Origin of the sequence: Hymenobacter sp. (assembly GCF_035709525.1) — a bacterium.
Lineage (GTDB): Bacteria > Bacteroidota > Bacteroidia > Cytophagales > Hymenobacteraceae > Hymenobacter.
In genome coordinates this window covers 1-7,861 of record NZ_DASTEP010000046.1, presented here as the reverse complement: position 1 = coordinate 7,861, position 7,861 = coordinate 1, and the positions used below count along the sequence as shown (strand labels likewise).

Genomic DNA, 7,861 nt, shown 5'->3' with positions numbered 1-7,861 from the left:
TTGCCAACCTCTACCCTCCGCCGCGCCCTCCTGCTCGCAGCCCTGCTCCCCGCCGCCGCCCACGCCCAGCGCGGCAAAACCAAAGTCAATCAGGACCTGCCCAGCAAGCTCCAGTACGCCGACTACCACTGGGATGAGAAGCGCCGCCAGCGGTTGCCCATCTCGGCCGAGGAGGCGACGCAGCCGGCCGTGGTGCTCAAGGACTTCACGGCCACGGAGTACTACTACGACCCGGCGCGCAAAGACATCCGCACGTTCACGACCGAGCACCGCATCGTGCGCGTGAACACGGCCGACGGCATCGAGCAGTACAACAAGCTGTCGGTGCCAGTGCTGCCGGGCGGGGCCACCATCGCGGTGCGGGCGCGCACCATCAGCCCCAAGGGCGAGGTGGTGGAGGTGCAGCCCGAGAGTATGAAGGAGCTCAAAAACGAGCAGGGTGCGGGCGGCTACCGCATTTTTGCGCTCGATGGCGTGGAAAGCGGCAGCGAGGTCGAATACTACTTCACCCGCGAGCGGCGCATGAGTCACTTTGGCCGCGAGATAATGCAGGGCGGCACGCCCGAGCGCGACGTGACGGTGGAGCTGATTTCACCCACCCAGCTCACCTTCGAGGCCAAGGTCTACAACTCCGATGCCAAGGTGCAACGCGACACGCTGACCGAAGGCAAGCGCATCTTACGGGTGCAGGTGCCCAAGCTGGAGGCTATTCACAACGAGGCGTTTGCCGCGCCCAAAGCCCACCGGGCGCGGGTCGAGTACAAGCTGGCCTACACGGCCAACAAGGGCGCGGCCCGGCAGTTTACTTGGTCGGATGCCAGCCAGGCCATGCACAAGGTGGTGTACACCGTCGATAAAGAAGACGCCAAGGCCGTGGCCACCGTGCTAAAGGCGGCCAACGTGCCCGCCGGGGCCAGTCCGGCCGAGCGCGTGGCGGCCGTGGAAAACTACATCAAGCTCAACTTCAACCTCGACCCCAGCGCCGGGGGCGAGCTGCCGGGTATGGTGGCCACGCACAACGCCTCGGAGCTGGGCTTTGTGCGGCTGATGGGTGCGGCTCTCAAAACGCTGGGTGTTGACCACGAGCTGGTTATTAACTCCGACCGCAGCGAGCTGCCGTTTGACAAGGACTTCGATACCTGGGGCTACCTCGACAATTTCTTTTTCTACCTACCCGCCACCAAGCAGTACCTGGCCCCCAGCCGGCCCGATTACCGCCTGGGCATGGTGCCGGCCGAGTGGACGAGCACGCCCGCGCTGTTCGTGAAAACCGTGAAGCTGGGCGCGATAGAATCGGCGGTGGGCACCGTGCACGAGGTGCCCGCCCTGCCCGCCACGGCCAGCCCGCACAATATGACGGTGCAGGTGAAGTTTGCCCCTGACCTCGACAAAGCCACCGTGCACCTGCGCCAGGAGATGGGCGGCTACCAGGGGGCTGCGCTCCAGACCATCTACCCACTGGTGCCAGTAGACAAGCAGCAGGAACTGCTGCTAGAGCTGCAAAAGCCCACCGTGCCCGATGGCAAGTTCTTGAAAACGACGGCCCAGAATGCCGAGCGCGGCCTCAACATCCTGGCCAAACCCTTCGTGGTGGAGTCGGACATCGAGAGCGCCGGCCTGCTCGACAAGGCCGGGCCGCGCTACCTGTTCAAGGTGGGCACGCTCATCGGGCCGCAGACTGAATTGTATCAGCAGGACGCGCGGCAGTTCGACGTTGAAAACGACTTCAACCGCGAATACAGCCGCCAACTGGTGGTGGAGCTGCCCGCTGGCTACTCGGTGCGCAACCTGCAAGACCTGAACATGGATGTGAAAGCCGGCACCGACCCGGCCGCGCCGGTGTATTTTTTCCGCTCCAGCTACAAGCAGGACGGGCAGAAGCTGGTGATTAATTCGACCGAGGCGTACCAGCAGATTTTCTGGCCTAAGAAGGACTTCGAGGCGTATCGGGCGGTAGTGAATGCGTCGGCGAATTTCAATAAGGTAGTGCTGGTGCTGGAAAAGAAATAAGTAGCTGACTACGATTGTCATGCTGAACGCAGTGAAGCATCTCTACCGTACCGTTTGGTTTGTATTCCAACGGTGCGGTAAAGATGCTTCACTGCGTTCAGCATGACAATCGTAGCGGTATGACGTAGACAGTAGCCATGCGACTACACTACCTGCTTCCATTACTCACGCTACTCGCCAGCCCCTTAGCTATGGCCCAAACCTCCCCGCCCACCCACACTTCGGCCACGCGGGCGCACGCCCTGCGCCTGCGCCCCGGCGACGACCTGCGCGACGCGCTGCTGGCCTACACCGCCGCGCACCACCTGAAAGCCGGCGCGGTCCTTACCTGCGTGGGCAGCCTCACGGTGGCCACGCTGCGGCTCGCCAACCAGGAGGGGCCCACCGAATACCGGGGCCACTTCGAGATAGTATCGCTAGTGGGCACGCTGTCGAGCACGGGCGGCGCGCACCTGCACCTGAGCGTGAGCGACAGCACGGGCCGCACGCTGGGCGGGCACCTGCTGGCCGGCTGCCGCGTGTATACCACTGCCGAAATTGTGCTGGCCGAGTTGCCCGAGCTGGAGTTCGTGCGCGAGACGGACCCGACGTTTGGATACAAAGAACTGGTAGTGAAGCCGCGCAAGTAAGTTTCCCGCAGGGTTTCGCGAGGTAAGGCGCAGGGTTAGGCAGGGTTTTAGGCTTCGGGAAATAGCGCGGGTTGAGGCGTACTTACCTGCACTCTCCCGCTGGCCGAGAGTAGTGCGGAATGGCCGGCCGTGGCCAGGTAGGCGGGGGCGGCGAAAAGGGCAGCCGGGTGCTTTTCAGGCAGCCGTGCCCGGCGCGGCTAGCTGAGCCGCCGGGCGGATTTTCGGTGAGAAACAGGTGAGGGCAGGTAGGCTTCCGGCTGAAAGCCTGACACATTTGTGCCCCCTTCATTTGAAGGTCATTCTGCCTCCTTTTTCCCACCCCTCTTCTTATGAAGAAAATCTACTGCTTTGGCAGCGGCCTCGTGCTGCTGCTGTGGCTGTGGGCCGGCGCGGCGCTGGCTCAATCCAAGCCCCCAGTTACCATTACGGGTAAAATAACCGCCGCCAAAACTAATGAAACCCTGCCCGGCGTGACGGTGCTGCTGAAAGGCACCACCAACGGCACGGCCACCGCAGCCGATGGCAGCTACTCGCTGCAAGTGCCGGGCGGCGAGGGCACGCTCATTTTCTCGTTCGTGGGCTACGTGAAGCGTGAGATTCCGCTGAACGGCAAAACCAGCGTTAGCTTGAGCCTCGACCCCGACGACAACGCCCTGGAGGACGTGGTAGTAGTGGGCTACGGCACCCAAAAGGCCGGCAACGTGACCGGCGCGGTAGCCGGTATCACGGCCAAGGAAATCGAGGAGCGGCCCGTAAACCGCATCGAAAACGCGCTGGTGGGCCAGATGCCCGGCGTGTACGTGCAAACCACCAGCGGCGAGCCCGGCGCGGAGCTGCAAATCCGGGTTCGGGGCGCAGCCTCTATCAACGCCAATACCGAGCCGCTGTACGTGGTGGACGGCGTGCCGGTAGACAACCTACGCGGCATCAACCCCACCGACGTGGCTAGCATCGACGTGCTGAAAGACGCGGCTTCGGCCGCTATCTACGGCTCGCGCGGCAATAATGGCGTGGTGCTCGTGACCACCAAGCGTGGTAAGAAGGGCGCGGCCAAGCTCAACTTTACGGGCTACACGGGCATGCAGGTGGCCGAAAGCAAGCTCAACGTGCAGTCGGCCGAAGACTGGATACAGATGCGCAAGGAAGGCATCGACCTAGACTGGATAAATCAAAACCCATCCCTGAACAAGGCCGCCGACTCGCGGGCTACCCGCATTCAGCGCCTCACGGTGAACGGCGTGGCCCCGAGCCAGACCAACATCATTCGCTACACCTACGACCCCAAGTGGGCCTACGGCCAGGACAGTCTGGCGTACATCGACTGGCAGAAGGCCATCTTCCGCCGCGCCATTATGCAGCAGTACACGGTGGGTGTGACGGGCGGCACCGATAATGTGCAGTATAACGTGAATGGCTCCTACCTCAACCAGAAGGGCATCATCATCGGCAGCGATTTGCAGCGCGCTACGCTGCGCGCCAACGTGGATGCGCAGGTGCGCAAGGGCATCAAGTTCTTCCTGACCCTGGCCCCGAGCATGGAGTGGAGCAGCCTGGGCCGGGTAGACGGTACCGGCGGGCAGGCCCTGAACGCCGCCCAGATGCCGCCCGTGGGCCCCAAAGAGGCCGGCGTGTACGTGGGCGCCGACCCCTACACCACCTACCCGTGGTCGGGCCGCTACATCAGCCCGGTGGCCGTGATGGAGCGCACCGATGCCAACGGTACCCGCACCCGCCTCAATGCCAACATGGGGCTCAATTTCGACATTTACAAGGGCTTGCAGCTACAACTGCTGGGGGCCATGGACAACACCTACTTCCAGGACCAGATATACACGCCCACCAACGCCAGCCGCGAGTGGCTGGGGGCGGCCCCCGGCTCGCTGAGCACCTCGCGCTACTCGCAGACGTTTACCACGCGCTATATGTTTCAGAGCGTACTCAACTACAACCGCTCGTTTGGGGTGGGCGGGGCGCACAGCATCAACGCTATCGCGGGCTACGCGATAGAGCGCACGGGTACCGATTTTTCGCAGCAGGAAAACGGCCAGCTGCCCAACGACCTGACGTACCTGTTTGACCGGGCCAACTCGACCGTGAACCGCAGTTACATCACGGCCGGCCGCGAGGCGCTGCTCTCGTACTTCGCCCGCGCGCAGTACAACTACAAAGAGAAATACCTGCTTTCGGCCAGCCTGCGGCGCGACGGCTCGTCCAAGTTCGGCGTGAATCGGCGCTGGGGCTACTTCCCGGCCGTGTCGGCGGGCTGGCGCATTTCGGGCGAGGAGTTTATGAAGAACGTCACCTTCGTGACCGACCTCAAGGCGCGGGCTAGCTGGGGCGTGACGGGCAATAACCGCATCCTGAACGATTCGCAGTTTTCGCTGCTGGGCATCAGCAACTACTCGCTCAACGGGGCCAGCATCACCGGCTACGCGCCCGTGGGCTTCCAGAACCCCGACCTGGGCTGGGAGCAAACGGGTAGCTTCAACTACGGCCTCGACTTCAGCGTGCTCAACAACCGCCTGCAAGTATCGGCCGACTACTACACCAAGCAAACCAAAGACCTGCTGTACCAGGTGCCGCTCTCGTCGCTCACGGGCTTCACGCGCACCTTCATCAACATCGGCGAGGTGTTCAACCGCGGCGTGGAGCTGAGCCTGAACTCGCGCAACCTAGTGGGCGCGTTTGAGTGGACGACCAGCTTCAACGCTTCCTACAACATGAACCGCGTGGAGAAGCTCGACTACGAGAACACGCCCGTGCCCACCGGCAACAGCCCCGGCGGTTACGTGAGTTTGCTGCAAGTAGGCCTGCCCATCAGCTCGTACTACCTCTACGATGCCATCGGCGTGTACCAAACCCAGGCCGAAGTAGACAAGGAGCCCAAGCTGAGCAACACCCGCGTGGGCGACATCAAGTACCGCGACGTGAACGGCGACGGCAAAATCACCGACGCCGACCGCACCATTATGGGCAACCCGGCTCCCAAGTACATTTTTGGTATCACCAACTTCTTCCGCTACAAGAGCTTTGACCTCAATGTGCTGGTGAATGCCCAGCAGGGTGCTTACCTCTACTCGCTCATCGGGCGCAGCATCGACCGGCCGGGCATGGGCTACCTCTACAACCACCTGGCCGACTGGAACAACCGCTGGAAATCGGAAGCCGAGCCCGGCGACGGCAAAACGCCCAGCATCACGGCCCAAAACAGCTCGCTGCTCGATTCGCGCTGGCTCTACAAGTCGGACTACATCCGCATCAAGAACATCACGCTAGGCTACAACCTGCCCCGCAGCCGCTTCTACAGCAACGCCCGCTTCTACGTGGTGCTCGAAAACCCTTACATCTGGCACAGCTACACCGGCGGCTTCTCGCCCGAGGCCCTGCAAACCGGCGGCTTCGACAACGGTAGCTACCCGCAGGCCCGCACCTACGCACTGGGCTTCAACTTGTCGCTGTAAGTATCTCAGTTTTTGGTTACACCCGTCATGCTGAGCGCAGCGCAGCGGAGCCGAAGCATCTCTACCGCTTCGTTGCTAGCGTCAGGAGTTAGTTCAGCAGTAGAGATGCTTCGACTCCGCTGCGCTCCGCTCAGCATGACGGGCGTCTGCGCTCCGCTCAGCATGACACGACGAGTACAGCCAAGAACCCACACTCATTCCCACCCGATTTTCGATGAAAGCTTTTACACTAAAAAACCTGGCCTGCGCCGCTGCCATCGGCGCGGCCGGACTACTGGGCACCGGTTGCAAAGAGGACATCCTCAGCATTCAGCCCATCGCCAACAACACGGTCGATGGGTTTTATCAAAATGAAATCCAGGTCAACCAGGGCGTGATGGCCATTTATAACGGCTGTTTGTCGTTGCCCGAAAGCTCGTACTGGTTTCTGGCCGAGTTTCGCTCCGATAACATCGCCGCCGACGTGGCCACCGTGCAGCGCGACTACAGCGACGTGAGCAATTTCAACACTACCTCGCAAACCCAGCAACTGCAAGCCACCTGGACCGACCTGTTTGAGATAGTGTACCGCTCCAATGTGCTGCAAGAGCGCATCCAGCCCTTCACGTTTGCCCGCGTCAATCAGTTCAAGGGCGAGGCGCGCTTTCTGCGGGCGCTGGCCTACTTCGACCTGGTGCGCTACTGGGGCGAGGTGCCCATTGTGGACAGGACGCTGAGCATCGCGGACTCGAAGACGGTGCCGCGCGCCCCCGTGGCCGACGTCTACAAGTTCATTGTCGACGACCTCAAGTTTGCGGTCGATAATCTGCCTGCCTCTTACGGCACCGCCGACAAGGGCCGCGCCACCAAGTGGGCCGCTAAGGCCCTGCTCGGCAAGGTGTACATGACCATGTACGGCTTCCCGCTGAAGGACGCCACCGCCCTGCCGCTGGCCAAGCAGCAGCTCGCCGACGTGTACGCGGCGGCTGGCGCCAGCACCTTCTCGGTAGCCACGAACTACGCCGACATCTTCAAATCGGCCAACGACAACAAGTACGCCGTCTTCGAAATCCAGTTCCAGTCGGGCAATACCGGCCTGGGTAACCCCATTCCGTGGCAGCAGGGGCAGGTATTCCCCACGTTCTGGTCGCCGTTCACAGGCTTCCAGGCCGATTTTGCTTTGCCGCCCGCGCTCTTCGGGGCCAACTGGCCCAAGGCCGACAAGCGCAAGGCCGCCACGCTCGACTCGGTTATCCGCAACCCCACTACCGGGGCCATCGTGCAGGGCCGCCCGCAGTTTACCAAGTTCCTGGAGAAAGGCGTATCCGGCGTGCAAAGCCGCACCGACTACCCCAACAACTTCTTTATCATGCGCTTTGAAGACGTAGTGCTGCTCTACGCCGAAGCCTTGACCGAAGAAGCCGGCGCGGCCACCCCGCAAGCCATCAGCCTCGTCAACCAGATTCGGACGCGGGCCGGCATTGCAGCCTTCACTGCCGCCTCGCCCCAAACGGCCTCGCTGGCCGCCTTCCGCGCCGCCATCCTCAACGAGCGCCGCTACGAGTTTGTGGCCGAGGGCCAGCGCTGGCACGACCTGGTGCGCACCGGCAACGCCATTTCGGTGATGACGGCCTTCAAGCGTGCTACCACCGCCGCCGGGGCCAATTTCCGCCAGCTCGACAACCACGACCTGATTTTCCCCATTCCGATACTCGAACTACGCATCAACCCCGGCTTCTGGCAGCAGAACCCCGGCTACAACTAGCCCCGAAGAAGCGGCTG

General features: G+C 62.3%; 4 protein-coding genes. All 4 read left to right on the top strand.

What is annotated here, in order from left to right:
• On the top strand, positions 1–2,010 hold a 2,010-nt coding region (locus VFO93_RS04145), incomplete at its 5' end, for a DUF3857 domain-containing protein (RefSeq protein WP_325133058.1).
• 191 nt (positions 2,011–2,201) lie between these two features.
• Complete coding sequence (locus tag VFO93_RS04140) at positions 2,202–2,639, top strand: PPC domain-containing DNA-binding protein (RefSeq protein ID WP_325133057.1); 438 nt, start codon at positions 2,202–2,204, stop codon at positions 2,637–2,639.
• Positions 2,640–2,968: 329 nt separating this feature from the next.
• The gene (locus tag VFO93_RS04135; RefSeq protein ID WP_325133056.1) at positions 2,969–6,100 is read left to right on the top strand and encodes a TonB-dependent receptor; all 3,132 of its coding nucleotides are present in this window, start codon (positions 2,969–2,971) and stop codon (positions 6,098–6,100) included.
• Positions 6,101–6,314: 214 nt separating this feature from the next.
• On the top strand, positions 6,315–7,844 hold the full coding sequence (locus VFO93_RS04130; protein ID WP_325133055.1) for a RagB/SusD family nutrient uptake outer membrane protein: 1,530 nt from the start codon (positions 6,315–6,317) through the stop codon (positions 7,842–7,844).
• The last annotated feature ends 17 nt before the right edge of the window (positions 7,845–7,861 follow it).

Excerpts from the sequence above, each read along its gene's own strand:
- VFO93_RS04140 (WP_325133057.1), top strand. The coding sequence starts at position 2,202 with ATGGCCCAAACCTCCCCGCCCACCCACACTTCGGCCACGCGGGCGCAC.
- VFO93_RS04135 (WP_325133056.1), top strand. The coding sequence starts at position 2,969 with ATGAAGAAAATCTACTGCTTTGGCAGCGGCCTCGTGCTGCTGCTGTGG.
- VFO93_RS04130 (WP_325133055.1), top strand. The coding sequence starts at position 6,315 with ATGAAAGCTTTTACACTAAAAAACCTGGCCTGCGCCGCTGCCATCGGC.